This is a genomic window from Chitinophaga niabensis (assembly GCF_039545795.1).
Lineage (GTDB): Bacteria > Bacteroidota > Bacteroidia > Chitinophagales > Chitinophagaceae > Chitinophaga > Chitinophaga niabensis_B.
Genome location: NZ_CP154260.1, coordinates 4899464 through 4925637, shown reverse-complemented (window position 1 = coordinate 4925637; position 26174 = coordinate 4899464). Strand labels below are relative to the sequence as shown.

Here is a 26174-nt window from a genome sequence, read left to right as displayed (position 1 = left end):
TAACGTTGGTTCTGTAATGCAAATGTAGGGGGTTATATCAACACATAATCTGTAGACTAAAGGGGTATGGTTCAGACCAGTTTTTTAAGATCGTCTAAAGTATTGATCTCCTCCACTGGCTTGTCTTTCCGCCATCTGTGGATCCTGGGGAAACGAACGGCGATCCCGGATTTATGCCTGCTGGAAAGCCCTATGCCCTCAAAGGCAATTTCAAACACCAGTTCCGGTTTCACGGTACGCACCGGCCCAAACTTTTCCAGTGAATTGCGCTTCACCCAATTGTCCACTTCAGCAATTTCCTTATCTGTTAATCCGGAATAAGCTTTGGCAAAAGGCACCAGCTGATCACCATTCTTCACAGCAAAAGTATAATCTGTATAAAGGTTAGAACGTCTGCCATGGCCCTTTTGCGCGTAGATCATCACGGCATCCACGGTGTAGGGATCTATCTTCCATTTCCACCAGTCGCCACGCCTGCGGCCGGTTTGATACACAGAGCTAAGTTTTTTCAGCATCAGCCCTTCACTGCCATTGTTCCTGGATTGTTCTCGTAAAGAGATCAACTCATCCCATGCGCTGAAAGCAATCGCAGGAGAGAGTTTCAGGGCAGGCTGGTTCACGGTGTTCACTAACTTTTCCAACAACGCCCTGCGGTCCAGCAATGGTAAAAGGCGCAGATCCTGTTTGTCAAACTCCAGCAGATCGTAGCTGTGAAAGATCACGGGGGCTTCCTGTAATTGTTTTTTGGTGAGGTTCTTTCTGCCGATGCGCGTCTGTAATGCCTGGAAGGGTAAAGGACGGTCCGTTGAGAGATCGTATGCTAATATCTCCCCGTCAATAGCGCAACCATCCGGCAGGAAATCCAATAGCGCCGTGATCTCCGGGAATTTATCTGTAATGAGTTCTTCCCCGCGGCTCCAGATAAAGAGCTGTCCGTTTCTTTTGATCACCTGCCCGCGGATGCCATCCCATTTCCATTCCGCCTGCCATTCTTCGGGATCGCCCAATGTTTCAGGGCCTCCTTCCAATGCATAAGCAAGGAAAAAAGGATAAGGTTTGGAGTCATCTATGGTACTGGTTTCTTCATTCAGCAAGGCAGCCATGGTAATCTGCTGCGGGTCCCAGTTTCCACTGATAAGATGAGAAACGGTGGCGGGTACAATGTTGTATGTTTTTGCCAGGGCATTCACAATCGTGCTTTGGGAAACACCTATCCTGAATCCGCCGGTGATCAGTTTATTGAATACAAATCTTTCCCGGTATTCCATCTGGTCCCAGGCATTGCGTACAAAGCCGGCTTTTTCTTCTTCACTGGCTTTATCCAGCCGCAGCAATCCATCCAGCCAGTGATGCAGGGGATAGGAGCCGGCTTTTGTTTCAGGTGGTGGTAATAATAATGCGATTGTTTCTGCGAGGTCACCTACGGTATGGTAACATTCATTAAACAACCATTCAGGTAAACCGGTAAGCTCCATACTCCATTGCCGCATCTGCGCAGAATTCACTACCCGCTTGGGTCTTCTGCCACTGAACAGTGCAAGCACCCAGGGTTTATCTTTTTCATCTGCCGTAGCAAAATAACGACTGAGTGCCTCCAGCTTTTCGTTGGTTTTAGTGCTTTGCGCCAGGGTGGATATGAGTTGTGAGAATTGCTGCATCAGGCTGTTGTTTCTTCTTCTTCACTACCATAGGCCGTTTTTACTTCTTCGGCCGATAAACCATTTTCCTGCAGGTAACGTGCCAGTACACTGGTGAAACCATGTGTTACAAATATTTTTTCTGCACCGGTCTGTTTGATCGTATCTAGTAATCCCCGCCAGTCCGCATGATCTGATATGGGAAAACCTGCATCTACATTACTTCTTCGTGCATTTCCCCTTACCTGCATCCAGCCGCTGCAAACACCCAGTGAATAAGGGTTGAAACGTTTCATCCAGGCCGAGTCTGCTGCTGAAGGCGGCGCAATGATCAGGCTGCCTTTATAACTTTCTTTGGGTGTTTCCGGTGTGATCAGTTCTGCCTGGGGAAGTGGCCATCCATTCTGGAGGCATACTTCATGTGCATTGAAAATAGCACCATGCACTAAAAAACGGGAAACGTGCTGTTGCATATTATACAGTAACCGTTGTGCTTTGCCCAGGCTGTAAGCCACCAGTACACTGTTCTTCCCCGCCTGCTCATTTTCATTCATCCAGTTACGGATATCGCTGAAAATAGATGATTGCGGTTTCCAGTGATATATTGGTAATCCAAATGTAGATTCTGTAATGAACACATGGCATTTTTGCGGTTCAAATGCACCGGAGATCCCGTCATTTTCTACTTTATAATCTCCGCTGGCCACCCAGGTCTGTCCCTTATACGTCACCTTCACTTGTGCAGAACCGATCATATGACCCGCAGGATGAAAGGATACGGTTACGCCGTTGATATAGATCTCTTCTCCATAAGCCAGACCCTGCACACTGATCTCTTTGCCGAGGCGTAATTGCAGAAAAGGAACACTGTCTTTTGTACAGAGATAATGCTGATTCCCCCAGCGGGCATGATCTGAATGGGCATGCGTGATCACCGCCTTGGGAACAGGTTTCCATGGATCGATATAAAAATCGCCCGCAGCACAGTAGATGCCTTTGTCTGTAAAAGTGAGCATGCTTTATAAATATAACATAAAAACAAAAGGGACAACCAGTTGGTCGTCCCTTTTATAAATACAGCAATACATCTTACAGGGCTGAATTCATCTTGAAGTCAGCACTGTCTCCCTTTTGGATAATGTAAATATTTTTATTCTCGAAGTAAGCCGGTACTACATCTCCTTCTTTCAGATACACGGGTTGAAAATTGTAGGAAGTGAACATCCGGTTGCCTGGTTTATTAATATCCTTGTTGAAATAAACACCATCCTGCGCGAGTAGTTTTACAAAGTAGTACGTCAGTTCAAAACCTTTGAAAGCCATGTCTGACGGGCGGGATTTGTAAACATTCTTGAAGTGGTCTATTACATACTTACTATAGATATCTGTTTTGTCGTTGTAATAAGGAGAAGAATAATACATGGTGATACCTGAAAATTCAGGCTCCTTGAACTTCATCACATCCCAGGTAGGCATCCCGAAGATATGCATCGGGTAAGTGGCTTTTTGCGTGGCCAGTTTACGGAGGATGGTTTTTGCACCCAATTCATCCAATGCTGTTACGATCAGAAGATTAGGACGGTCCGTCAGCAGGTATTGCGTGAGTTGCAGATCGGTGGTGGTTTCACTCCAAACCACTTCCCTTATCCTTGCCTTCTTATCATAGTTCATCTTCTCGTAAGCATGTTTGATCTGGTTGGCAATATCAGCTTCAAAAGCAGTACCTCTTCTTACAATAAGGATGTTCTTATTGGCAAATCCTTTCTGTGTGTAATCATGAATGGCTTCCACATGAGACTTGAGGGTGCTGCTGCCGATCAGCAGGAAAGGATTATCTGAGATGCCGGCGGCATTAGGGTAAGTAGCGGAAACGAGGTTGATCTCTTTTTGTTTGGCAAAATCGCTCAGTTGTTTCAGCTCCGGCGTACTCACTGCGCCGATGATCAGATCTACTGCATCCAGCTGGCGGTTGCGGATCAGGGCTGCAACATCTGCCTGGCGGGCTTTGTTATCAAACACCTGTACGTTCAAACGCAAGCCTTGCCTGCTCAGGGAGTCCAATGCCAGTTGCGCACCTTCGTAGAATTCCAGTCCGGGCAGCACATACCTTGGCATGGTGCGGCCGGGGATGTCCAGGCTGGTGGCAAAAACAGAATCCAGGTACATCGGGGCAAAAATGGCCACATTGTAACTGGCGCGTTTTACTTCTTTTGCAAACGCGGGTACATTAAATGGCGCCTTTACTTCCGGTTGTTTTTCTTCTGGTTTCTTTTCTTCCGTTTTAGGCTTGTTCAATACTGGCGGCGGACCGTCAGTTTTTGCCGGAGCCTTCCGGAAGACGCTACAGGCTTGCATGAGTATCAAACATGATACTGCTATTACAAGTCTGGTGATTGTTCTCGATCGGTTCATATCGTGCCAAAATTGCAAAAATCGTTCCTTAATTCAATCCTATTCCCATTCTATTGTTGCCGGAGGTTTGGAGCTGATGTCGTACACCACCCGGTTAATTCCTTTCACCTTATTAATAATGTCGTTGGAAACTTTGGCGAGGAACTCGTAAGGAAGGTGAGCCCAGTCTGCCGTCATACCATCTGTAGAAGTTACCGCGCGGAGGGCAACACAGAACTCGTAGGTTCTTTCATCTCCCATAACGCCCACACTCTGAACCGGTAACAGGATGGTACCTGCCTGCCAAACCTGGTTGTACAGGCCGGATTCTTTCAGGTTTTCAATATAAATGGCGTCTGCTTCCTGCAGCATATCCACTTTTTCAGGCGTGATATCTCCCAGGATGCGGATAGCCAGTCCGGGACCGGGGAAAGGATGGCGGGCCAGGAAAATATCGCTGATGCCGATCTCTTTGCCCACGCGGCGTACCTCATCTTTGAAAAGAAAACGCAGGGGCTCAACAAGACCCATCTTCATTTTCTCCGGCAGGCCGCCCACATTGTGGTGTGATTTAATGGTGGCAGAAGGGCCATTCACGGAAACGGATTCGATCACGTCCGGATAAATGGTGCCCTGCCCCAGGAAGGCGATATCTTTTAATTCATTGGATTCCTGCTGGAATACCTCAATAAAGAGGCGGCCAATGATCTTGCGTTTTTCTTCAGGATCTTTTACACCACTCAGCTGGCCATAGAACAGGTCTTTGGCATTTACCCCTTTCACATTGAGTCCCATATGTTTATAGGAGTCCAGCACGGTTGCATACTCGTCTTTGCGTAAAAGACCATTATCTACAAATACGCAATACAGGTTGCTGCCAATGGCTTTGTGAATGAGTTCTGCTGCTACGGTTGAATCTACGCCGCCGCTCAGGGCCATCACCACTTTTTTATCGCCCACCTGTTCTTTGATGCGGGCTACGGTTTCCTGTACAAAAGCTGCCGGCGTCCAGTCCTGCTTAATACCGCAGATATGGATCAGGAAGTTGCGGTAGATCTGTTTGCCTTCCAGGGAGTGGGTTACTTCCGGGTGGAACTGTAAACCGAAAAGCGGGTGTTTGGCGAGTGTGAAACTCTTAAAAGCCGCTACGGGTATATTTTCTGTATGAGCAATAGGCGTGAAGGCTTCCGGGAGACGTTTAATAGTGTCCGCATGGCTCATCCAAACCTGGCTCTTGGAAGAAATGTCATATAATAATGGTTCCTCTTTGTCATTGTGCTCCATAAAGGCACGGCCATATTCACGGGTACTGCTTTTAGCTACTTCTCCGCCAAATACTTTGGCCATCAGCTGTGCGCCATAGCAAACGCCTAAAACCGGTACTTTTTCACCCATGGCGGCAATGTCCACTACGGGGGCCTGCGGGTCGTTCACGGAAAATGGTGAACCGGAGAGAATGATGCCTTTAATACTGTCTTCCCAGGTAATGGGCTTCGTACATGGTTGTATTTCACAATAAACATTCAGTTCCCTTATGCTTCTTGCAATCAATTGAGTGTACTGGGAACCGAAATCGAGGATCAAGATCTTTTCTGTCATGGTGCGGCAAAGATAGTGGAATTTCGGATTTTGCTTTTCCCGAATTGGGGACAATGATGTGAAATGCATGCGGAACGCGGAATTCTTTGTAAATTTCGGCATCTAGTCCCAAACCCTTAAACCCAGGTTATGCTTACGAATTTGAAATATTTTGCATTAATGCTTCTTTTGGCACCCGCTTTTGTGTCTTGCGATGAAGTGCGTGGCAGCGGCAACGTTAGTAAAGAAGAACATGATCTTAGTAAATTCTCTGTTGTAGAGGCATCCGGTTCCATGGATGTATATATTACCAAAGGCAATGCTTCTCATGCTACCATAGAGGCGGAAGACAATATCCTCCCCCTTATAGAGCTGATAGAAGAAAACGGCCGCCTGGAAGTGCGTTTCAAAAGAAATGTGCGTGTAAATACCCGTAAACAGGTGAAGGTTTTCCTCACAACAGCCCAACTGGAGGCCGCCAGCCTTTCCGGTTCCGGGGACCTGGAAATTGAGAGCCATTTCGAAACACCCGTTCCGGTACACCTGAGCCTTTCCGGCAGCGGTAACCTGAACGCCAGTTTCACTGCGCCGGAATTGAATATCGACCTTGCCGGATCTGGTAACTTAAAAATAAAGGGAGACACCCGCGATCTGAAATTAAACCTGGCCGGAAGCGGAGATGCACACCTGGAAGACCTGAAAACGGAAACAGCTGATCTGGACATTGCCGGCAGCGGGGATGTGGACCTCCATGCCAGCCGTACCCTGAAAGCCAATATTGTAGGTTCCGGAGATGTTAATTATAAAGGAAATCCTACCGTAACGGTGAATAAGATCGGTTCCGGCTCCGTGAAGAAGCAGTAAGACAAATTGGAAATCTTTTGTATGTTTGCACGCTTTTTATATAGACTTTCCGAACCAACTTATGACGCAAAAACCTAAGATATTAGTGGTGTATTTCACCCAAACCGGTCAGCTGCGGAGAATTATTGATCATGTGACAGCACCTTTGCAGGGCAAGGCAGATATTGTGTTCGAGGAACTGGTACCTATTCAGCCATTTCCCTTTCCCTGGTCCAAACAGGAGTTCTTTGATGCCATGCCTGAAACAGTGCTGGCAAAACCGCGTCATATTATGCCACTGAAAGTGGACCCGAATGCGCATTTTGATCTGGTGATCCTGGCATATCAGCCATGGTTCTTATCACCATCCCAACCGGTGGCAGCATTTTTGCAAAGTGAGGAAGGTAAACGTTTGCTGAAAGGCAAACCCGTGATCACCCTGCTCGGTTGCCGGAATATGTGGATCAATGCACAGGAGAAAACCAAACGGTACCTGCAGCAGGCAGCAGCCAAACTGGTAGGGAATATCGTGCTGGTGGATAAAAACCCCAACCTGGTATCCCTGATCACCATCATCCGCTGGGCCACCAAAGGGAAAAAAGAGGCTTTCTTTTTATTTCCGCCCGCAGGTGTACAGGAAAAAGAGATTACGGAGTCCGGTAAGTTTGCAGGTCCCATCCTGCAGGCGCTGGAGCAGCATAATTATGACCAGCTGCATACACAATTACTGGCGCTGGAAAGCGTTGAGTTAAAACCAAGCCTGGTGGTACTGGAATTCAGAGGGGTAAAACCTTTCCGGTTCTGGGCAAATTATATCAGCGAAAAAGGCGGCCCGGGTGACGCAGGAAGGCAGGGGCGCGTTTCCATGTACAGGACCATCTTGCTGGTGGCCATTCCTGTATTGTCTCCTTTTACAACCATTGCCTCCTGGTTAAAACTGTTACTGCAAAAGAAGCAACTGGCAGAGGATGTTACATATTATAAAGGAGTGGGTCTCCGGGAAGCATGAACTTCATAGATTTGTAATGTTGTGTGATATTCGATTATCCATTCAAAATTTTATCTTTACGCCCGCTTAAACTTTTTTAAATCCTGACATGAAAGAAGTATATATTACGAGGCTCTCCAAATTTTTGCCGAACGAGCCAGTAGGGAATGATGAAATGGAAAGCATCCTCGGAATGGTGGACGGAAAGCCGTCCCGGGCCAGGACGATGATCTTGGGAAACAACAAGATCAAAACACGCTACTATGCATTGGATAAACAAGGAAAAACTACCCATTCCAATGCAGAGATGACTGCTGAAGCAGTACGGAACCTGTTTGATGAAAAGTATCCGATCAGCAAGCTGCAGCTGTTAGCTTGCGGTACTACCTCTCCCGATCAATTGTTGCCCAACCATGCCGCAATGGTACATGGTATACTGAAATGCCAGCCCGTAGAGCTGATCGCCGCAACCGGCGCCTGTGCTGCAGGTATGCAGGCTTTCAAGTATGCGTTCATGTCTATTAAATGCGGAAACACCAGCAATGCCGTAAGTACCGGCTCCGAAAAATTCTCCAGCTGGATGCTGTCACAGAAATTTGAACCGGAAACCGAAAACCTGAAAAGCCTTGCTGAGAACCCGATCATCGCTTTCGAAAAAGACTTTTTAAGATGGATGCTCTCCGATGGCGCCAGCGCGGCCCTCTTCCAGGATAAACCTAACGAAGAAGGCCTCTCGCTCCGCGTGGATTGGGTAGAGATCGCATCATATGCCAACGAACTGGACACCTGCATGTATGCCGGTGCCATTAAAAACGGTGACGGTTCTACGAAAGGATGGACAGATATGACCCCTGAAGAGTGGGCTGCCAACAGCGTATTTTCCTTCAAACAGGATACCCGCCTGCTCGGCAAAAACATTGTTCCTTCCGGTTCACAGATGTGGAAGGACCTGGTGGAGAAATACAACATCAATATTGATGAACTCACTTATTTCCTGCCGCACCTTTCTTCTGAATATTTCCGCTTTAAGATAGATGAAGAGATTGCAAGGCTGGGTGTACACATTCCACAGGAAAAATGGTTCACCAACCTCACCCGCGTAGGAAATGTTGGTACTGCTTCTCCTTATTTTATGCTGGAAGAACTGCTCAACCAGGACCTGTTGAAGAAAGGTGATAAGATTGTGATGATGGTGCCGGAGAGCGCAAGGTTCTCTTATGCATACGCACACATTACCGTAGTATAGGAAATTCATTACGAGCACAATATAAAATGCAGCAGGGGCCGGAATTAAGGGCTCCTGCTGCATTTCAGTAATATCCTTCAAAACTGCAACAATGAAAAAAGAAGAAGTTCCGCAGGATGGCGACAACCTGCACAAAGGCACCTTTAAACAACTTTTTTATGCAGTAGATCAATCCGGTGAATACAAAGAACCTGTGACCAGCGTAGGCTGGGAACCGGAAAATGTAGCACTGGGGCAGGCCTGGGAAGAAGTAGAGCACCGTGTGAATGAAACCAGGGAGCAGGTATTGGCCGGGCAGAAAAGTCCTATTGCATACTATATGGAAAGAACTTTGCTGGATCTGCCTTTGCTGGCCAGTAAAGCCGGTAAGTTCGGCTGGCAGGTAAAACGGCATATGAAACCTGCCGTATTTAAAAAGCTGAGTGCCGCCATGATCGCAAAATATGCAGCCATCTTTTCCATTCCTGCAGAGGTATTACAAAAGGGTGAATTGTTGCCATTCCAACGACCCCAATAAAAAACTTTCATGACAGCGTTCAATCACGTACAAACAGCTCATTGCGAAAGCGGCGTAGTTTCTAACTTGTTCCGCCATTATGGTTTGAAGATCAGCGAGCCCATGGCATTCGGCATAGGCGCAGGCATTTTCTTCGGCCATCTTCCTTTTGTGAAAGTGAACGGGGTACCCGGCACCACTTACCGCATCTGGCCCGGCGCTATTTTTTCCAGGGTTTGCAAACGCCTCGGCGTGAAAATGGAATCCCGTAAATTCAGCACGCCGGAAAAAGCACAAACGGCGCTGGATGAAGTGATCGGGAAAGGAATTCCGGTAGGCATGCAATCCAGCGTGTACTATCTGCCTTACTTCCCCGCATCCTACAGGTTCCACTTCAATGCACACAACCTGGTGGTGTTCGGTAAAGAAGGAAGTGATTACCTGGTGAGCGACCCTGTAATGGACACTGTTACGAAAATAGACCCCGGTAGCCTTGCACAGGCCCGTTTTGCAAAAGGGTTCCCGGAACCTAAAGGCAAAATGTACTATCCCGTAAGCGTTCCCCAGAACGTTGATTTCACAGGGCCCATTAAAGCAGGCATCAAACAGGCCTGTTATTTTATGTTGAAGGTGCCCATGCCGCAATTCGGCATAAAAGGCATCCGCTATCTCGCCAAACGTGTAAAACAATATCCTGAAAAACAGGGAGAAAGACGCGCAGCATTGTACCTCGGCAATATCATCCGCATGCAGGAAGAAATTGGTACCGGCGGTGCAGGCTTCCGTTTCATGTATGCCGCTTTCTTACAGGAAGCCGGTACTTTATTGAAGAATGAAGAACTGATCACTATCGGAAAAGACCTTACACTGGTAGGTGACCTCTGGCGCAACTTTGCATTTGCTGCCGGCCGCGTGTGTAAAGCCCGTGTGGTGGATAACAGTCCATATAATGAACTGGGAGATATGCTGCTGCATATTGCAGACGAGGAAGAAAAGATCTTCCGCCGTTTATCAAAAGTGAAGATATGATGAGCATAGCCGTAAAGGATCTGCATAAAACTTACGCAGGAGCATTAACGCCCAGCCTGGAAGGGCTGAGCTTCTCCTTCCCGGAAGGAAAGATCGTAGGTTTGCTGGGCCCCAACGGTGCCGGTAAAACCACTACTATCTCTATTTTATGCGGACTGGTAAAAGCAGGCAGCGGCACTGTGAAGATCTTTGATATCACACAGGATGCATCCCGCCGTGAAGCCATCAAACGCCTCATTGGCATTGTGCCGCAGCAGATAGCATTGTTCCCGCAGCTTACAGCAAAAGAGAACCTCTGCTACTTCGGCAACCTCTACGGTTTTAAAGGCAAAGCCCTGAAGCAAAAAGTAGATCATCACCTGGAAATATTCGGGCTGGAAAAAGCAGCGAATAAAGAAGTAGGCAAGTTTTCAGGCGGTATGAAAAGGCGCACGAATATCATTGCGGCTATCTTACACGAACCCCGCCTGCTCATCCTGGATGAACCTACAGCGGGTGTGGATGTGCAATCACGCAGCATGATCCTCCAATTCTTAAAAGAATATAATCAGAAAGGGAATAGCGTAGTATATACTTCTCATTTACTGGACGAAGCACAGCAGATCTGCGAAGACGTAGCAATTATTGATGAAGGAAAGCTGGTGGTACAGGGTAATCCGATAGACCTGATCAAACAGCATCCGGAATGCAGGAACCTCGAAGATGTGTTTTTACATTATACAGGGCACGCAGTTAGAGATTAAAAAAACATGTTAAGGCTCATTGCAACAATACGAAAAGAATGGCTGCTGCTCCTGAGGGATAAAGCGGGACTGGCATTGCTCTTTGCAATGCCCCTGATCCTCATCACGGTAATGGCCCTTATACAGGATGCGCCATTTAAAGATTACCAGGAAGTGAAGTTCGATATCCTCACCGTGGATAACGATCATGGCAGGCTGGGGCGTTACATCAGGGAAGGCTTGGGTAGCAGCGGGCAATTTAATGTGATAGATTCATTAAATAACCAGCCTGTAAGTGAAGCAACAGCTAAAACATTAATAGGAGAAGGGCATTATAAGATCAGCATCGTTATCCCCAAAGGCAGCACGGCAGAGATTGTCAGCAATGCCAATAAGATAGTGAACGATATCTCCAAAAGAATGGGCATTCCGGCACAGCTGCCGGTAAAGGCCATCGCCTCAGATTCACTGGCAGTACAACTTTACTTCGACCCCGCAGCCAAGAAAGCATTCAAAAGCGCTATCCGCCAGGCCCTGGATAATTTTCTCACGCAGGTACAAACAGACCTGCTGCTGGAACGCATCCAGATGCAATTGAGGAGTAAGGACAGTACGGCAACAGATACCTTCCCTGCCATCAAACTTAAAGCAGTAGGCTTGCAGGAAACCAACCTGGGCAAAAACCAGGAGATAGATGTGATCTCCAATTCCGTGCAGCACAATGTACCGGCATGGAGCATCTTCGCCATGTTCTTCATTGTGATCCCCATTGCAGGTAACATGATCCGCGAAAGGGAAGACGGCAGCCTGGTGAGGATGAAACTCATTCCCGGTAATTATCTTTCTATCCTCTCCGGCAAACTCCTGTTCTTTGTGGGCATCTGCGTAATACAATTCTACCTGATGATTGCCGTGGGCATTTACGGTATGCCACTGCTGGGCCTCCCGGCATTGCAACTGGGAGTGGACCATTGGGCAGGATTCATAACAGCTTTAAGTATCAGCATTACAGCTACGGCATATGGCATTCTGATCGGTACGATATTTAAAACACCCAACCAGGCACTGAACTTTGGTGCTATTTCCATTGTGATCCTGAGCGCCATCGGCGGCATCTGGATACCACTGGAGATCATGCCGGAGAAGATCCAGACCATAGGAAGGTTATCTCCTTTGAGCTGGGGCCTGGATGCGATAAATGATGTTTATTTAAGGAATGGAGATATAAAGTTCATCTTGCAGGACATTACCCGTTTACTGGCCTGTGGCCTGGTGATGCTGGGAATTGCGGCATGGGTGGAACAGAGAAGGATCAATTAACAGAGAATAAACATTTTCTTAACACAGGTAAAACAATTAATTTTACTCCCTTGGAGAGGCGCCACGAGCGTGAAACCTACAACATTATGGAAGCGTTAAAACTGAAATTGAAACAGCAGATCATTGAAGCTCTGAACCTGCAGGACACCCGCCCTGAAGATATTGACGACAATGCTGCATTGTTCGGCGAAGGATTGGGATTGGACAGTATCGATTCACTGGAATTGATGGTGTTGCTGGAAAGGCAATACAAGATCAAAGTAGAAGATCCCCGCGAAGGGCGCAAAATTTTGCAGTCTGTACAAAGCATGGCTGAGTTTATCCAGAGCAAACAACCAGCTTAACGAAGGCATGGCAGAACGTGTGTTTATAACCGGTGTAGGTATAATCTCTGCCATTGGTAACAATGTGCAGGAAAATCTCCATCATCTGCGTGAGCAGAAGAGCGGATTGGGATACACCCGTCATATCGATACCATTCATAAGGATGTACTGCCTGTTGGAGAAGTAAGGGCAGATACGCCAACACTGGCCGCTATGGCCGGTGTGCAGGATACTCCCGGTTACACCCGTACTACCCTCTTAGGCCTGGTGGCCATACAGGAAGCCCTGCAATCTGCCGGTATAAAGGATGCACGGGAATTACCCACAGCCTTCATCAATGCCTCCACGGTGGGCGGCATGTGTGATACGGAGAAAGTATATTTCGATATCCTGGACCCCAACAAAGAAGGAGACTTCCTCAAATACATAGATACGCTGGACTGTGCCGATTGCACACAACGCATCGCAGATGCTGTTGGTATCGATGAATATGTAACCACTATCAGCACAGCCTGTTCTTCTTCTGCCAATGCCCTGATGTACGGCGCACGCCTCATTCAGCAGGGCCTGGTGCAACGTGCCATCTGTGGTGGCACGGAAGCACTCACCCGTTTCACCATGAACGGTTTTAATTCCCTCAAGAACATCGATAAGCAATTCTGCCGCCCCTTTGATCAGCAGCGTAATGGGCTGAACCTGGGAGAGGGCGCCGCTTACCTTGTACTGGAAAGTGAATCGCTGGTGAAAGAACGTAAGGCACAGGTGCTGGCAGAACTGAGTGGCTGGAATAATACCAACGAAGCTTTTCATCCCACAGCTCCTTCTCCGGAAGGAGATGGCGCATATGAAGCCATGAAGAATGCGTTGAAGATGAGTGGCAGAAGTACGGCAGATGTGCAGTATGTGAATGTACACGGCACCGCTACTTTAAACAATGATATCTCAGAAGGGATTGCCCTGGAGCGTTTATTTGGTACACAGGTGCCTAAATTCAGTTCCACCAAAGCATTCACCGGACATACCTTAGCCGCCGCAGGCGCTATAGAAGCTATTTTTGGCGTACTCGCCATCAGGGAAGCGTTGATCTTTCCGAATCTTCATTTCTCCCAGAAGATGGAAGAACTGAACATTACACCTGAAACACAATTGCTGGAAAACTATCCCGTGAACAATGTGATCTCCAACTCTTTTGGTTTCGGTGGGAATAATGCATCACTCGTGATCAGTAAATATGAAGGGTAAATACTACATACAGGCCAGCGCCGCTATCTCTCCCCAGGAGAGCTTTTCCGGCCCTTTTATTCCACAGCTGCCCGTGCTGGCGGATAAGAACCTGTTGCGTATACAGGAACCGGATTACAGCGGTTTCATTCCTCCCAATAGTTTACGCCGCATGAGCCGCGTGCTCAAAATGGGACTGGTAGCAGCATTGCAATGTTTACGCAACGGCGGTGTGAATATGCCCGGCGCTATTATTACCGGCACCGGTAAAGGCAGTTTGCAGGATACCGAACGTTTCCTCAAGAACATCACAGAGTACGCAGAAACTGCGCTCAACCCTACGCCCTTCATTCAATCCACCTATAATTCTGTGAACGGCCTCATTGCCCTGCAGCAGAAGTATATGCAATACAACAACACCTTCGTTCACCGTGGTTTTTCCTTTGAACACGCCCTGCTGGATAGCATGATGCAACTCAACGAAGGCAATACAGATGTAGTGCTGGTGGGTGCTTTCGAAGAAATATCCGATGAGCATTTTTATATCAAAGGCCGCATTGGTTACTGGAAAGAAGCACTCACGCAACCCGCAGAACTGCTGACCAGCAATACCCCAGGCACCATTGCCGGAGAGGGATCTGCTTTCTTCCTGTTGGGCAATCAACCCGGAAACGATCCACAGGCCTGCATTGAAGGCATGAAGATGTTGTATAAACCTACGGAGGAAAAATTACATGCTGCACTGGAAACCTTCCTCTCGCAACACAATCTTCAACCTTCAGATATTGATCTGCTGATCACCGGCCAGAACGGCGATACCAATCACGATCACTATTATCACAACCTGGTAGTGCAATATTTTCCTGCTACGAATTCCCTTCCTTTTAAAACCTTATGCGGAGAATATGATACGGCTGCTGCCTTTGCGCTGTGGATCGCTACGCGTGTGATAAAGGAGCAGGGTTTGAAGAAGGTACTTATCTATAATCATTTCTACGGAGATCAGCATACTTTCCTGTTGCTGAGTAAGTGAACGCATTGCAATAATAGCAATCACTTTACCCGTTACTCCTGATTGTTACTAAAACGAAAAAATATTTCTTTCCAGGAAAGTGAAGACAATGTATTTTTGAGGGCATGACACAGGACGGATCCCTGGAAAAGGAACAATTGGTTTATTTTAAGATCGGTGGCATCATAAGGAAATACAGAAAGGAAAAGGACATGAAGCTGTTAGACCTTTCTGCCATTACCGGTATCGGCTCTGCCATGCTTTCCAAGATTGAAAATGGCAGGATGATCCCTACTATTCCCACACTTTTCACCATTATCCAGAAACTGGGTATTTCACCGGAAGTGTTTTTTTCGCAATTGAATCCGGACAATAAATTTCCGGGGTATTATTTTCTTCCCAAGGATCAGTTCACTGCGTATGAGAAGGAAGAAGGGGCTAAAGGGTTTGAATATTTCTCCATCCTGGAGCATAGTATGGAAACCGGCGGGGCTTTTCAGATCTCCATCCTGCAATTGAAGCCAGGTGCCAGTCGCCCGCTGGTAACTACTTCTGCGTATGAATTTATTTATGTGTTAAAGGGGAAGGTTGATTACATGCTGGAGGACACATCTTTTGAAATGACAGAAGGAGATGCATTATTCTTCGATGGCAACATTGCGCATGTACCGGTTAATAAATCCAGGCAAACGGTTTCCCTGCTGGTATTCTATCTTTTTACAGATGCCAGATCATAGATCTTCAGTAACTCCGGGTTAGAAAAGTAGTCTACCGGGTCATAGAACAATGCAATGTATTCCTTGTTATCCTGTGCTTTAAACCGCGCTACAGACAGGGTTTCCAATGTATGATCATAGGTGAATGCAGCTTTGTCGAAAGTGCTCTGCCCTTGCTCAATCAATGACTGGGCCAGTGCATAGTTCGCATCATTGAACTCTACATTAAAGTAGACCTCAAAGGATCTGAATCCGGTAATGAAGAAAGTTTTATCCTGCAGGATCTCCTTTTGCAGCAGCTCTTCGAACGAAGGCCCTGATTTAGGAACTGTTCCACCGCCAAAGATCCTGGATATATATTGAAAGAAACGATTACTCACTTTTACTTACCTTTTTACTTTTATAAAACTTCGATATCGCCCACACAGCAGCTGCTGTCACAATACTGACCCAGCCTTTCCCCAGCGAAAGCAACGTTATACCAATACCTGCAAGGAAGATCTCCGTTAAGGTAGGCTCCGTTGCTGTATTCTTCACTTCCTGCCGGTTAAAGAACATCAGCCGGATGGCAAAGATGATATGCACTGCAATGATAACAATAGTAATAGGGATCATCAAAGGTTATTTCAAAGGATCAGGGAAATGCAGTAAATATATTATAATAATTCCAATGTTAACTCCCGCTCAATTTTAAAAGGTACCTCGCGCTGGCATTGTTTGTAAGTACTGTCGCAGTTCAGTTTTACTTTCAGGTTCAGGAGGTTGTGCATGTGGGCCTTTTCAATCCTGCCATCTGTGGTACGGATGAAAGTGTTGATGGTAAAGAACTCACGGCCATACTGTACATTATATAACCCCGCCGCGCCCGGGCGCACCATCTGAAAATTATTCAGCGTGTCTTTGATCACTGGCTCTTTCATCTCTGGTAACAGGAGATCAAGACAGGGGCTGGCAGGAGGGAGGAATTGTGTTGTAATAACGGCTTGTTGTTTGTTGATGGCAGAAAGACTGGAAATAACCTGCAAACAATCATGCCCTGTAAGAATGGTGGTGCCATTGGAAAAATCACCTTTCACCAGATCTGGTTTCACCACTTTATCCCCTGCTTTTTTCAACTGCTGCAATCCAAGTTGTGGACCTACAGCTACATAGAAGGTGTGAAAATCAGTGATGGGGCCGGTCATGCCTGCTACATTTATCTTGGGCAGAGCAAGGTTGCCGCGGCTGTCCAGCGAAAGGGTGTAGGGTTTCACAGCCAATGCAGTAGCTGATTCATCCGTAGTATCTGTTCCTTTGATGCTTTTTAGGCTGATCCATTTCACTTCTTCGAAAGGAACCCCTTTCTCATCCTTGCCGGTAGTTACTTCACAAACCGCCAGTGAAGAAGGTTGTGGCTGCCCGTTATAGCTGAAAGAAGTGAGCAACTGATAACGGTGTTTGGCACCGGTTTTATATTGCAATGCTGGTACCTGTGCCAGAGCGGCATTGCTCATAAACAAAAGGAGTAAGGATAAGGGTTTCATATAGAGGGATTTATTACTTAACAATACGATACACAGGATAACGCATAAACCCGGGTTCGTTCCAGGGAGAATTGCGGTATACAAAATTCAGCTGTGCAGATGCGCTTTGTGCAAATGTGCTGTCCTCCGCTCTTTTCTTCTCCAATTCTTTCTTCACTTCAGGGTGCTGCTTGAGGAACTCAGCTGCTGTATCTTCAAACACATACGTTGAATAACCTTCTTTCTGCCCAAGTATGGCATCAAAGAAATTCCATGCAAAGAAGGAGTCACCACCTGTTGGTTCCAGTGTTTCTATGAGGTACCTGTTAGCAGTCTGATTCATAGGAACATAATAATCCCCTTTCAGGAATTTGAGCTTTTGCTTGCTGGTACTCACTTTCACACTATTATGAATGTAGTGTTTTTCATAAGGGCGTTGAGGTGTTTTGTAATCTTCGATCTTATAAGCCTCTACTTCAATGGTGGTATCATTCGCCAGCTGCTGCATTTTCACTTTATTATTCTGCAGTAGTTCTATCACTGCCCACCAGCCCTGCGGAATAATGTAAGCTTCCGGTTTATTCACGTAATCACCACCTGTGAAGGTGTTGAATATTTTAATCTGTTTCTCGTAAGGTTGATTGCGATCATAATAGAGCCGGGGTAATCCGGAGATCTCACTGGGTTTTCTTCCAGCTTTAAACCCTTTGAAGGTATAATACTCAAACCGGGTCATATCAGCTGCCCAGCTGAGCGGGAACCTTTCCTGTGTTTTTACAGCTTCTTTTGTTTGTTTACGCAGCCTGCTGATCTCTTCACTGTTTTCGCTGGTGAACCGGATGAAGCATTCCATAAGTGCATATGTTGCCTCTACCCGTTGTTTGTAAGGCTTCAGCATATGGGTTTCCGGTACAAAGCCGAAACTGTGGAAGAGGGTAGAATAACCGCTGGAATATCTTGGGCCATCTGCATAAGCTACCCAGCCACTATCCGGCGTATCTCCAAAGTGGTTGACGTAAGGGAGAAGATCGTAACCCTTTTCCTTCATCAAACGGTACAGGCCGGGTTCAAAGGTTTTGTGGATGAATTCGCCCATCACGCCACCCAGTTTACCGTGCTGGGTAGTGAGTAATGTCATGATGTGTTGATAATCAGCGCCATTGCTCACGTGGTTGTCTACAAACACATCCGGGTCTGTCATCTGGTAGATCTGCTGGAAGGCCCGGGCATTCCGGGAATCAGCTTTGATAAAATCCCGGTTCAGATCAAGGTTCTGGGCATTGCCTCGGGAACCGAACTCCTCGGGGCCATTCTGGTCTACCCGGTAAAAAGCACTCCGGTTCAGGGAGCCGCCTATGTTATACAGCGGGATCACTGCCAGTACCACATTCGCCGGTAATTTCTTCTTTCCCTGTACAATGTCCCGCAGGAGCATCATACTGGCATCAATACCATCTGGTTCGCCGGGATGTATACCATTGTTTATCAGGATGATACGTTTATTTTTTCTATGGAGGCTTTCGAAGTTGAAGTCTTTGTCCTGGGAGAGAACAACCAGGTGCAGGGGGTAACCTGCATCGGTTTTCCCTACTTCCAGCATTTTAAGCTGGGGATAGCGTTTTACGAGGGCTTTGTAGTAAGCAATGCATTCGTGGTAAGTAACGGTCTCTTTTGTGTTGGTACGTTCATATTTGGTGGTGAAATCCTGGGCTGAAACGGAGATGGTCAGGCAGGATAGCAGCAGCGTAATGGAGAAATTCCTCATGGGCATAAAAATACAGGGTTAGGGCTGAAAATCCCTGCCTTCTTCGTGGGAAATTTTAAAGCTACCCCTGGATAAAGACATAATAAGCCCTCCTTTACTTGTAGATAAGTCGTAGATAAGCCGTATCTATTAGGGACGGCTTATCTACGGCTTATATACGGGTTATATACGACTTATATACGGCTTATCCTATCTCAAAATAGCCATAGAAGGGGCTTGACAGACAGATCATCTGCGGATAAAAGGTTGTAAATCAGTGATTTTTATAAAGGAATGTAAGAGGAGTTGAGGCCTAGCTCAGGGTAAAGGGCTGTAATCAGCTATTGGTTAACACAAATAAAAAAAGCTCTTCCCTTTACCAGGGAAGAGCTGAAGTATGTTTACGCAGCGCAGCTTAAGCCAGGGTGTTCACCTTGGAAGAGAGTTTGCTCTTCAGGTTCGCAGCCTTGTTCTTATGGATAATGTTGCGCTTAGCGAGTTTGTCGATCATGGAGATAACTTCAGGTAAGTTCTCTGAAGCAGCCGCCTTATCAGTCAGCTTTTTCAGGTCCCGTATGGCATTACGGGTAGTTTTACCGTAGTAACGGTTCCGCTCATTTCGCTTGCTGCTTTGACGTACGTCTTTTTTCGTTGCTTTATGGTTTGCCATTGTGTAATTTTCAAGTTTCGGAGGGCAAAGGTATGTTTTTACTTATTACAAACAAAATAAAAAGAAGGCTTTTCCTCCGAAGCCGGAGAAATAACCTTCCGAAGAGCCGGCTCAAAGATAACAAAATATATACATATTAAGCCTTGAAATCCTCATAAAACCGCTGTGGAAATACCATAAAATCCCAAATCTTTAGCGATATTTGCAATCCCATATCCCGTTTTATTTGTTAGATAACTACGGAATGTGTTAAAGAATCAAAGACCAAGCTTAAATTTCGTTGTAAATGAAGGACTTTTCGTTTGTCACCAACTCGCACCCGGCGTATATCGAATCGCTGTACAAAGAGTATAGTACAGATCCGGCCAGTGTAGATCCGGAATGGATCCGGTTTTTTGAAGGATTTGACTTTGCGGTGAGCAATACTAACGGTAAAGCGGCAGCCCCTGCTGCTGGTGGCACGGCAACTCTGCCGGTGAGTAGCGAACAGCTTGTTAAGGAACTGGGCGTATATCGCCTCATTCAGGCCTATCGCAAAAAAGGCCATTTAGTGGCCAATACCAATCCCATTCGTCCCCGGAAGGACCGTCAACCTAACCTCGACCTCCATTTTTTCGGCCTGACAGACGCAGACCTTAAAACAGAATTTTTTGCCGGCCAGGTGATCGGCCTCGGCAAAACCAGCCTGGATAAGATCTTGCAACACCTTAAATCTGTGTATGCAGCAGCAATAGGCCTGGAATTCACTTATATCAATGATGCCGCAAAGGTAGAATGGCTGCAGAAAGAGATGGAAACAACCATTCGCCAGCCACTCACTGTTGATCAGAAAAAACGCATCCTGCTTAAACTGAACCAGGGTGTGATGTTCGAAAAATTCCTCCATACCAAATATATCGGGCAGAAACGTTTCTCCCTGGAAGGTGGCGAAACCACCATCCCCGCACTGGATGCCATGATCAATACTGCTGCTGAATATAATGTGCAGGAAGTGGTGATAGGTATGGCACACCGCGGCCGTTTGAACGTACTGGCCAATATCCTGGGTAAAACATATGAGCAGATCTTCTCTGAATTTGAAGGAACTGCCATCCCGGATACCACCATGGGCAGTGGTGACGTGAAATACCACCTGGGCTTCCGTTCTACCATTCAAACCCCTGCCGGTAAAGAGGTGAATGTACAGCTCACGCCCAACCCTTCCCACCTGGAAGTGGTAGACCCTGTTGTGGTAGGTTTTGCCCGCAGCAAGGCAGATGTGATCTATAACAGCGATTACGACCAGATACTCCCCATCCTGATCCACGGAGACGCGGCTATTGCAGGCCAGGGCGTAGTATATGAAGTAGCCCAGATGAGTAAGCTCAGGGGTTATTATACCGGTGGTACCATGCACTTTGTGATCAACAACCAGATTGGTTTCACTACTGATTTTGAAGATGCAAGGTCTGCAGATTATTGTACCAGTGTAGCTTCTATTGTACAGGCCCCGGTGTTCCATGTGAACGGGGATGATGTGGAAGCCGCCGTGAAAATTGCGGAGATCGCTACCCGTTACCGCCAGGAGTTCAACTCCGATATCTATATTGATATGGTTTGCTACCGCAAACACGGTCACAACGAGGGAGACGATCCTAAATTCACCCAACCTAAATTGTACACAGAGATAGATAAACACCCTAATCCCCGGGAAGTATATTCCCAGCAGCTGATTGCTAAGGGAGATGTGGATGCTTCCCTGGCACAGGAAATGGAAAAAGCTTTCTGGGCAGACCTGCAGGAACGTTTGGATGATGTAAAACAACATCCGCTTCCATATACTTACCAGACCCCGGAAAAATGGTGGAAAGAACTGCGTAAATCCACACCGGCGGATTTCGATAAATCTCCGGATACGGCTATCTCCAAAGAGCAGCTGGAAAAACTTTTCCAGGGTATAATGGTTATTCCTAAAGGATTCAAACCATTACGTAAAGTGGAGAAACTGTTGCAGGATAAACAAAAACTTTACAGCGAACAGGGGCTGCTGGACTGGTCTTCTGGTGAATTACTGGCTTATGGCAGTATCCTCACAGAAGGCAGGGACGTGCGTTTGAGCGGTCAGGATGTGAAGAGGGGCACCTTCTCTCACCGTCATGCCGTACTGCGTAACGAAGAAACAGACGAAGAATACAGCCGCCTCAGCAAACTGAGCGATGAGCAGGGCAAGTTCCGCATTTACAACTCCCTGCTCAGCGAATTTGCCGTGCTGGGTTTTGAATACGGTTATTCCATTGCCAACCCTTACGCGCTGACCATCTGGGAAGCACAGTTCGGGGATTTCATGAATGGCGCACAAACATTGATAGATCAGTTCATCACATCTGCAGAAACCAAATGGCAAAAGCAAAGCGGCCTGGTGCTGTTGCTGCCGCATGGTTATGAAGGGCAGGGGCCGGAGCACTCCAGCGCCCGCCTAGAACGTTTCCTGCAACAGTGTGCTGAACAGAATATATTCATCACCAACTGTACAACGGCTTCCAGCTTCTTCCATGCTTTACGCCGCCAGCTGGCATTGCCTTTCCGCAAACCCATGATCAACTTCTCACCCAAAGCTAACCTCCGTCACGTAAGGAGTTACAGCCCCATTGCGGAATTTACGCAGGGCGGGTTCAAAGAAGTGCTGGACGATCCGTTTATTACGGATGCAGCCGGTGTGAAGAAAGTATTGTTCTGCAGCGGTAAGGTTTATTTCGACCTGAGCGAGAAGCAAATGAAGGAAGACCGGAAAGATGTGGCCATTGTACGGCTGGAACAGCTATATCCATTGCCGGTAGGGCAACTGGAAGCTATCCAGAAGAAATATAAAGGTGCCGCATGGTCATGGGTACAGGAAGAGCCCCTGAATATGGGTGCTGCCAGCTTCCTGCAAATGAACCTGAGCCAGATCAAATATGATGTAATCAGCCGTCCGGCCAGTGCTGCTACAGCAACTGGTTACAGTAAAGTGCATGCTAAAGAGCAGCAGGATATCGTAGAGGCTGCTTTTAAGGTTAAGCAAAAAAAATAACGCTGGTTTGTAATTCACTAGTAAATTCGCAAAACAAAACTTTACGCATAAGCGGAATGGAGGGTTTAACACATGATAATCGAAATTAAAGTTCCCACGGTAGGAGAATCAATCAGCGAAGTAACACTTGCAAAATGGCTCAAGAAAGACGGAGACGTTGTGAAGCAGGATGAGGTATTATGCGAAATGGAATCAGAAAAAGCCACCTTTGAGCTGAATGCTGAAAAGGCAGGCGTTCTGAAGATCATTGCAAAAGAAGGAGACACCCTGCAAATAGGCGCGGTAGCCTGCACTATTGATACAGATGGCGCAGCCGCCACTACTTCCGCACCTGCGGCAGCAGCACCGGCACCTGCAGCAGCTCCTGAAGCTCCCGCTCCGGCAGCAGCACCTGCAGCACCAGCAGCACCGGCTGTGAACAAAGGCACCATCGATATCAAGGTTCCCACCATCGGAGAATCCATCAGTGAAGTGACCCTCCTGAAATGGCTGAAACAAACCGGCGATTACGTAGAGCGTGATGAAGTATTGTGCGAACTGGAATCTGAGAAGGCTACTTTTGAACTGAATGCAGAAGAAGCCGGCGTACTCAAAACAATAGCGAAAGACGGAGATACTTTAAATATAGGAGACGTGGCCTGCCAGATAGATACGGCTGCACCACGCCCTGCCGGTAAAGCACAACCTGCACAACAACAGGCTGCTGCTGCACCAAAAGCACAGGCATCTGCACAACAGGCACCTGCTGCACCACTCCCCAACGATGTGAAAGCAACCCCGGTTGCTGCTGCTGTGATTGCAGATAAAAAAGTGGATGCTGCTTCTATTAAAGGAAGCGGTGCCCATGGCAAGATCCTGAAAGATGATGTGATGGCAGCCCTGGAAAATCCGGGTGTGGCTATTGGTCATGAACTGTTCAGCCGTGTGGAACGCAGGGAAAAAATGAGCAACCTGCGGAAAGTAGTATCCCGCAGACTGGTGGAAGCCAAGAACACAACAGCCATGCTCACCACGTTCAACGAGGTGGATATGACTAACATCATGGCTATCCGCAGCAAATACAAAGAGGCATTCAAAACAGCACATGGTGTGAACCTGGGCTTTATGAGCTTCTTTGCGAAAGCAGTTTGTTTTGCACTGCAGGAATTCCCTGCTGTAAATGCATACATAGATGGAGAAGAACTGGTGTTCCACGATTTCTGTGATATCTCTATCGCGGTATCTGCTCCTAAAGGACTGGTTGTACCTGTGATCCGTAACGCGGAAAGCATGGGTATGGCAGATATTGAAAAGAAAGTAGTGGAACTGGCTACCAAGGCAAGAGATAACAAACTCTCCATGGAAGAGATGACCGGCGGTACTTTCACCATCACCAATGGTGGCGTGTTCGGTTCTCTTATGAGCACACCGATCATTAATATTCCGCAATCAGCTATCCTGGGTATGCACAAGATCCAGGACCGTCCGATGGCAGTGAATGGCCAGGTGGTGATCCTTCCGATGATGTATGTGGCGCTCAGTTATGATCACCGTATCATTGATGGTAAAGAGTCTGTAAGTTTCCTCGTAAGAGTGAAGGAAATGCTGGAAAACCCTGAGCAGCTGCTGTTCGGAAGGGATCCGGTGAAGGCTTTGCTGAAACTCTAGTTTACCCGTAACGTATAATCGTATATCGTACTGCCTCCGGAAATGGAGGCAGTTTTTTTATGGGGATATGCCTGCAGCAAAGCTGTTTATGCCTGGAGCAAAACTTCTTATGCCGAAATGCCTGCAACAAAGCTGTTTATGCCTGGAGCAAAACTTCTTATGCCGAAATGCCTGCAGCAAAGCTGTTTATGCTTGGAGCAAAACTTCTTATGCCGAAATGCCTGCAGCAAAGCTGTTTATGCTTGCAGCAAAAAGCGTCTTCTTATGCCGTCATGCCTCCAAACAAAACCGCCCGGCCATACGGCCAGGCGATTTCGTCTTGATTGAGATATTAGCGTACTCTCTAAGGTTTTCTGGTCACCTTGGGTAATTTTACGGTGACTTCATATGTTCCTTTCACCAGCAAGCGGAATGCCCAGCGGGGATTCACGTTATAGGTCTGACCGGGAACGGGGTTTGTTACAACGCCCGGGTCAATAATAACTTTGTTACTGGGTATACGGTAATACATCAGGTAACCATAACCCGGATATTCCAGGATGGGGAAGGGGGTCAACTCATAGTTACACACCATGGTTGTATCTGTGTATTCTACCGGATTAAACTTAGCGTAGGTTTCAAATAAAGGCCTGTCCCCGCGTTTTTGCAACTCTGCCAGTTTAGGATTGAATGGCTGACCATTTTTGTCCACTACTTTCAGGCGAACCTGGTAACCATCGCTGGAAACCTTTTTATAGGTCACTGTAGGGGCGCCAATATCACCACTGGTATTGGTGCCATCTATAAAGTAAGCACAACCGCCTCCTTTATCTTCAAAAGGCTGGTCTATCATCTGCAATACAGAAATGTTCTTGAAGGTTTTGGTACCACTGCCATTGGTTACCTGCAGATCGAAAGCATAGTTACCGGCAGGGATCTCCAGCGAACCTTCATTGAGGATCAGTTGCCCGGATTTTTCTACTACTTCCAGGGAAGGCAGGGTTTGCTTGGTCCTTTTTTTGTTCAGTAATGCTACAGTAGTATCTGTATTTACATTGAACAAAGCATTCCAGATATATACCTCATGTGGTTCGTTAAAGAGATTGGTGGGTTTGCCGGTTGCAAGGTCCCGCACTTCCAGCAGTTTTACACTGATGGGGTAGTTGGAGCCATCCAGCTCAAAGCCCTGTGGATCGCTTTTATAATTGGTCCCTCTGGGGATACGGAAAGTATCACTTACATAACGGATCTGATCGCTGATATAACCAATCGGCACTTTTTCACAGGCCGTGATCAAACCAAGACCAAAGGCGCCCAGTATAAGGCAGTTGCGAAGAGTTTTATACTTGTTCATAGATGATCTTATTTAGGTGCAGTTGCAAATGTGAAAGTATGCCCGTTAGCCAGTACATGCAGTACGCCATTCGTTGTGATGATGCCGGAGGTTTGTGCTACAATGCGTGCATCTTTTTCTTCCGAAGGAACGGCTGAATTATCCAGGGGATCCAGGTCGCCAATAACTTTGGTGAAATAAATGTACCTGGGAATATTGGTGAGCCCGCCTGAAGAGTAACCACCGCTTGGGTCGTCACGTAGAGAGATGTGGCGTTTCTCTGCATCTTTCGCGTTATAGTATTTGCCGGTTGCATTAAGGCCTGCTCTTTCTATCTTTTCACCAAAGATGTAAGCGCGTACGGAATCTTTCAGCTGGGCAAAATCGAGGTCTTTGAAATCGAAGACGAGGTTCTCGTCATTTGCTTCCAGGCGTTTGCGTTCCTGTACTACATCCTTCACGTAGCTTTTGATGGAATAATCTGTAGGCGCAAAGAAGGTAGTGCCTGCTGCATTTATTTCATCTTTCAAACCTGTTTTATCTATCAGCAGCACCAGCGTATCAAAGAGCGGATTGGTCTTCAGATAGTCGTAGGTGGTGCCATTGAAATTAGGATTATGCAAACTGCCGCCGATAAAGTAATCGTTCTTTTTGCAGGATGCAAAGGCGGCAAGGAGCAGAAAGGCTGCCAGCCATTTTATGGAAAGTTTCATGATAGTCGTTTTTA

Annotated in this window: 24 protein-coding genes; 13 read left to right on the top strand and 11 right to left on the bottom strand. The window is 46.9% G+C overall.

Annotated elements, in window-relative coordinates; all coding sequences use genetic code 11:
- Window positions 1-71: 71 nt before the first annotated feature.
- From AAHN97_RS19545 to guaA, 4 genes are all read right to left on the bottom strand, one after another.
- Window positions 72-1658 (bottom strand): ATP-dependent DNA ligase, encoded by a 1587-nt coding sequence (locus tag AAHN97_RS19545; RefSeq protein ID WP_343303761.1) that lies wholly within the window; start codon window positions 1656-1658, stop codon window positions 72-74.
- Window positions 1658-2653 carry a ligase-associated DNA damage response exonuclease gene (locus tag AAHN97_RS19540; protein WP_343303760.1) on the bottom strand — a complete coding sequence of 332 codons (996 nt, stop codon included), beginning with the start codon at window positions 2651-2653 and terminating at the stop codon, window positions 1658-1660. Before AAHN97_RS19540 ends, AAHN97_RS19545 begins: the two co-directional genes overlap by 1 nt.
- A 73-nt stretch (window positions 2654-2726) precedes the next feature.
- Complete coding sequence (locus AAHN97_RS19535) at window positions 2727-3992, bottom strand: ABC transporter substrate-binding protein (protein WP_343303758.1); 1266 nt, start codon at window positions 3990-3992, stop codon at window positions 2727-2729.
- Window positions 3993-4088: 96 nt separating this feature from the next.
- Window positions 4089-5627: a glutamine-hydrolyzing GMP synthase gene (guaA, locus tag AAHN97_RS19530; RefSeq protein ID WP_343303757.1), complete on the bottom strand. Its 1539-nt coding sequence runs from the start codon at window positions 5625-5627 to the stop codon at window positions 4089-4091.
- Between the two features lie 129 nt (window positions 5628-5756).
- Between guaA and AAHN97_RS19525 the strand changes: the two genes are divergently transcribed.
- From AAHN97_RS19525 to AAHN97_RS19475, 11 genes are all read left to right on the top strand, one after another.
- Window positions 5757-6470, top strand: a complete 714-nt coding sequence (locus AAHN97_RS19525; RefSeq protein WP_343303755.1) for a head GIN domain-containing protein — start codon at window positions 5757-5759, stop codon at window positions 6468-6470.
- A 61-nt stretch (window positions 6471-6531) separates the two neighbouring features.
- Window positions 6532-7458: a hypothetical protein gene (locus AAHN97_RS19520; RefSeq protein ID WP_343303754.1), complete on the top strand. Its 927-nt coding sequence runs from the start codon at window positions 6532-6534 to the stop codon at window positions 7456-7458.
- A gap of 88 nt (window positions 7459-7546) precedes the next feature.
- On the top strand, window positions 7547-8683 hold the full coding sequence (locus tag AAHN97_RS19515; protein ID WP_343303753.1) for a beta-ketoacyl-ACP synthase III: 1137 nt from the start codon (window positions 7547-7549) through the stop codon (window positions 8681-8683).
- A 91-nt stretch (window positions 8684-8774) separates the two neighbouring features.
- Window positions 8775-9200 (top strand): hypothetical protein, encoded by a 426-nt coding sequence (locus AAHN97_RS19510; RefSeq protein ID WP_343303752.1) that lies wholly within the window; start codon window positions 8775-8777, stop codon window positions 9198-9200.
- Between the two features lie 9 nt (window positions 9201-9209).
- The gene (locus tag AAHN97_RS19505) at window positions 9210-10208 is read left to right on the top strand and encodes a BtrH N-terminal domain-containing protein (RefSeq protein ID WP_343303751.1); all 999 of its coding nucleotides are present in this window, start codon (window positions 9210-9212) and stop codon (window positions 10206-10208) included.
- Window positions 10205-10951 carry an ABC transporter ATP-binding protein gene (locus tag AAHN97_RS19500; RefSeq protein WP_343303750.1) on the top strand — a complete coding sequence of 249 codons (747 nt, stop codon included), beginning with the start codon at window positions 10205-10207 and terminating at the stop codon, window positions 10949-10951. The genes AAHN97_RS19505 and AAHN97_RS19500 overlap by 4 nt, the downstream gene beginning before the upstream one ends.
- Window positions 10952-10957: 6 nt before the next feature.
- Window positions 10958-12250 (top strand): ABC transporter permease, encoded by a 1293-nt coding sequence (locus tag AAHN97_RS19495; protein WP_343303749.1) that lies wholly within the window; start codon window positions 10958-10960, stop codon window positions 12248-12250.
- Complete coding sequence (locus tag AAHN97_RS19490) at window positions 12223-12594, top strand: phosphopantetheine-binding protein (protein WP_343303748.1); 372 nt, start codon at window positions 12223-12225, stop codon at window positions 12592-12594. Before AAHN97_RS19495 ends, AAHN97_RS19490 begins: the two co-directional genes overlap by 28 nt.
- A 7-nt stretch (window positions 12595-12601) precedes the next feature.
- Complete coding sequence (locus AAHN97_RS19485) at window positions 12602-13816, top strand: beta-ketoacyl-[acyl-carrier-protein] synthase family protein (RefSeq protein WP_343303747.1); 1215 nt, start codon at window positions 12602-12604, stop codon at window positions 13814-13816.
- A complete protein-coding gene (locus AAHN97_RS19480) occupies window positions 13806-14828 on the top strand; it encodes a beta-ketoacyl synthase chain length factor (protein WP_343303746.1) in 1023 nt (340 codons plus the stop codon). Before AAHN97_RS19485 ends, AAHN97_RS19480 begins: the two co-directional genes overlap by 11 nt.
- Window positions 14829-14932: 104 nt before the next feature.
- Window positions 14933-15544, top strand: coding sequence for a helix-turn-helix domain-containing protein (locus tag AAHN97_RS19475; protein WP_343303745.1), 612 nt, complete (start codon window positions 14933-14935; stop codon window positions 15542-15544).
- Here the strand turns inward: AAHN97_RS19475 and AAHN97_RS19470 are convergent.
- The 5 genes from AAHN97_RS19470 to rpsT form a co-directional block, all read right to left on the bottom strand.
- Window positions 15517-15903: a hypothetical protein gene (locus AAHN97_RS19470; protein WP_343303744.1), complete on the bottom strand. Its 387-nt coding sequence runs from the start codon at window positions 15901-15903 to the stop codon at window positions 15517-15519. The genes AAHN97_RS19475 and AAHN97_RS19470 overlap by 28 nt on opposite strands.
- Window positions 15896-16138, bottom strand: coding sequence for a hypothetical protein (locus AAHN97_RS19465; RefSeq protein ID WP_343303743.1), 243 nt, complete (start codon window positions 16136-16138; stop codon window positions 15896-15898). The genes AAHN97_RS19470 and AAHN97_RS19465 overlap by 8 nt, the downstream gene beginning before the upstream one ends.
- A gap of 41 nt (window positions 16139-16179) precedes the next feature.
- A complete protein-coding gene (locus AAHN97_RS19460; RefSeq protein WP_343303742.1) occupies window positions 16180-17046 on the bottom strand; it encodes a hypothetical protein in 867 nt (288 codons plus the stop codon).
- A gap of 13 nt (window positions 17047-17059) precedes the next feature.
- The gene (locus AAHN97_RS19455) at window positions 17060-18796 is read right to left on the bottom strand and encodes a M14 family metallopeptidase (RefSeq protein WP_343303741.1); all 1737 of its coding nucleotides are present in this window, start codon (window positions 18794-18796) and stop codon (window positions 17060-17062) included.
- 388 nt (window positions 18797-19184) lie between these two features.
- Complete coding sequence (gene rpsT, locus AAHN97_RS19450; protein WP_343303740.1) at window positions 19185-19439, bottom strand: 30S ribosomal protein S20; 255 nt, start codon at window positions 19437-19439, stop codon at window positions 19185-19187.
- A 286-nt stretch (window positions 19440-19725) separates the two neighbouring features.
- Between rpsT and AAHN97_RS19445 the strand changes: the two genes are divergently transcribed.
- Together AAHN97_RS19445 and odhB are read left to right on the top strand one after the other, a co-directional pair.
- On the top strand, window positions 19726-22488 hold the full coding sequence (locus AAHN97_RS19445; RefSeq protein ID WP_343303739.1) for a 2-oxoglutarate dehydrogenase E1 component: 2763 nt from the start codon (window positions 19726-19728) through the stop codon (window positions 22486-22488).
- A 72-nt stretch (window positions 22489-22560) separates the two neighbouring features.
- Complete coding sequence (gene odhB, locus AAHN97_RS19435) at window positions 22561-24135, top strand: 2-oxoglutarate dehydrogenase complex dihydrolipoyllysine-residue succinyltransferase (RefSeq protein WP_430516949.1); 1575 nt, start codon at window positions 22561-22563, stop codon at window positions 24133-24135.
- A gap of 343 nt (window positions 24136-24478) precedes the next feature.
- Here the strand turns inward: odhB and AAHN97_RS19430 are convergent, their stop codons facing one another.
- Entirely contained in the window at window positions 24479-25468 is a 990-nt protein-coding gene (locus AAHN97_RS19430; RefSeq protein ID WP_343303738.1) for a DUF5007 domain-containing protein, read from the bottom strand.
- Between the two features lie 8 nt (window positions 25469-25476).
- Window positions 25477-26160 (bottom strand): hypothetical protein, encoded by a 684-nt coding sequence (locus AAHN97_RS19425; RefSeq protein ID WP_343303737.1) that lies wholly within the window; start codon window positions 26158-26160, stop codon window positions 25477-25479.
- Between the last annotated feature and the right edge of the window lie 14 nt (window positions 26161-26174).

What these genes read in the sequence shown, in the direction of transcription:
- AAHN97_RS19475 (WP_343303745.1), top strand. Translation starts at nt 14,933, where the DNA reads ATGACACAGGACGGATCCCTGGAAAAGGAACAATTGGTTTATTTTAAG.
- AAHN97_RS19430 (WP_343303738.1), bottom strand. Translation starts at nt 25,468, where the DNA reads ATGAACAAGTATAAAACTCTTCGCAACTGCCTTATACTGGGCGCCTTT.
- AAHN97_RS19525 (WP_343303755.1), top strand. Translation starts at nt 5,757, where the DNA reads ATGCTTACGAATTTGAAATATTTTGCATTAATGCTTCTTTTGGCACCC.
- AAHN97_RS19490 (WP_343303748.1), top strand. Translation starts at nt 12,223, where the DNA reads ATGGGTGGAACAGAGAAGGATCAATTAACAGAGAATAAACATTTTCTT.
- AAHN97_RS19540 (WP_343303760.1), bottom strand. Translation starts at nt 2,653, where the DNA reads ATGCTCACTTTTACAGACAAAGGCATCTACTGTGCTGCGGGCGATTTT.
- AAHN97_RS19545 (WP_343303761.1), bottom strand. Translation starts at nt 1,658, where the DNA reads ATGCAGCAATTCTCACAACTCATATCCACCCTGGCGCAAAGCACTAAA.
- AAHN97_RS19445 (WP_343303739.1), top strand. Translation starts at nt 19,726, where the DNA reads ATGAAGGACTTTTCGTTTGTCACCAACTCGCACCCGGCGTATATCGAA.
- rpsT (WP_343303740.1), bottom strand. Translation starts at nt 19,439, where the DNA reads ATGGCAAACCATAAAGCAACGAAAAAAGACGTACGTCAAAGCAGCAAG.
- AAHN97_RS19480 (WP_343303746.1), top strand. Translation starts at nt 13,806, where the DNA reads ATGAAGGGTAAATACTACATACAGGCCAGCGCCGCTATCTCTCCCCAG.
- AAHN97_RS19425 (WP_343303737.1), bottom strand. Translation starts at nt 26,160, where the DNA reads ATGAAACTTTCCATAAAATGGCTGGCAGCCTTTCTGCTCCTTGCCGCC.
- AAHN97_RS19455 (WP_343303741.1), bottom strand. Translation starts at nt 18,796, where the DNA reads ATGCCCATGAGGAATTTCTCCATTACGCTGCTGCTATCCTGCCTGACC.
- AAHN97_RS19460 (WP_343303742.1), bottom strand. Translation starts at nt 17,046, where the DNA reads ATGAAACCCTTATCCTTACTCCTTTTGTTTATGAGCAATGCCGCTCTG.
- AAHN97_RS19495 (WP_343303749.1), top strand. Translation starts at nt 10,958, where the DNA reads ATGTTAAGGCTCATTGCAACAATACGAAAAGAATGGCTGCTGCTCCTG.
- AAHN97_RS19510 (WP_343303752.1), top strand. Translation starts at nt 8,775, where the DNA reads ATGAAAAAAGAAGAAGTTCCGCAGGATGGCGACAACCTGCACAAAGGC.
- AAHN97_RS19515 (WP_343303753.1), top strand. Translation starts at nt 7,547, where the DNA reads ATGAAAGAAGTATATATTACGAGGCTCTCCAAATTTTTGCCGAACGAG.
- AAHN97_RS19505 (WP_343303751.1), top strand. Translation starts at nt 9,210, where the DNA reads ATGACAGCGTTCAATCACGTACAAACAGCTCATTGCGAAAGCGGCGTA.
- odhB (WP_430516949.1), top strand. Translation starts at nt 22,561, where the DNA reads ATGATAATCGAAATTAAAGTTCCCACGGTAGGAGAATCAATCAGCGAA.
- AAHN97_RS19500 (WP_343303750.1), top strand. Translation starts at nt 10,205, where the DNA reads ATGATGAGCATAGCCGTAAAGGATCTGCATAAAACTTACGCAGGAGCA.
- AAHN97_RS19535 (WP_343303758.1), bottom strand. Translation starts at nt 3,992, where the DNA reads ATGCAAGCCTGTAGCGTCTTCCGGAAGGCTCCGGCAAAAACTGACGGT.
- AAHN97_RS19520 (WP_343303754.1), top strand. Translation starts at nt 6,532, where the DNA reads ATGACGCAAAAACCTAAGATATTAGTGGTGTATTTCACCCAAACCGGT.
- AAHN97_RS19465 (WP_343303743.1), bottom strand. Translation starts at nt 16,138, where the DNA reads ATGATCCCTATTACTATTGTTATCATTGCAGTGCATATCATCTTTGCC.
- guaA (WP_343303757.1), bottom strand. Translation starts at nt 5,627, where the DNA reads ATGACAGAAAAGATCTTGATCCTCGATTTCGGTTCCCAGTACACTCAA.
- AAHN97_RS19485 (WP_343303747.1), top strand. Translation starts at nt 12,602, where the DNA reads ATGGCAGAACGTGTGTTTATAACCGGTGTAGGTATAATCTCTGCCATT.